This is a genomic window from Thermorhabdus hydrogeniformans (genome assembly GCF_049310025.1).
Taxonomy (GTDB): Bacteria; Bacillota; Thermosediminibacteria; order Thermosediminibacterales; family Tepidanaerobacteraceae; genus JBJYKD01.
Map to the genome: position 1 here is coordinate 1 of NZ_JBJYKD010000237.1, position 252 is coordinate 252.

General features: G+C 38.9%; 1 protein-coding gene. It reads right to left on the reverse strand.

All coding sequences use genetic code 11. From position 1 onward, the window contains the following. A partial coding sequence (locus tag ACKX14_RS16260) for an aminotransferase class V-fold PLP-dependent enzyme (protein ID WP_422449465.1) occupies positions 1-189 on the reverse strand: 189 nt, incomplete at its 3' end. Positions 190-252: the final 63 nt, after the last annotated feature.

Genomic DNA, 252 nt, shown 5'->3' on the forward strand with positions numbered 1-252 from the left:
CTTCTTCGCACCCAATCCCTTTGCCACTTGCTCTCTTGCCTTGTCAATCGCAAGCTTGGATTTGCTGCTCAGTGCATAAATACTTGAAGGATTCCCATAGTATTCGGAAAAGTAGGGAAGCATTTCATCAAGGACTTCTTTTTTTACTGGTGTTGTAGCTGAATGGTCCATATATATCATTTTTTCCATTATTCTCCCCCCAATTCTGCATTTATTACATTGTCGTCATTAATCATATCCTTAAGGGTTATT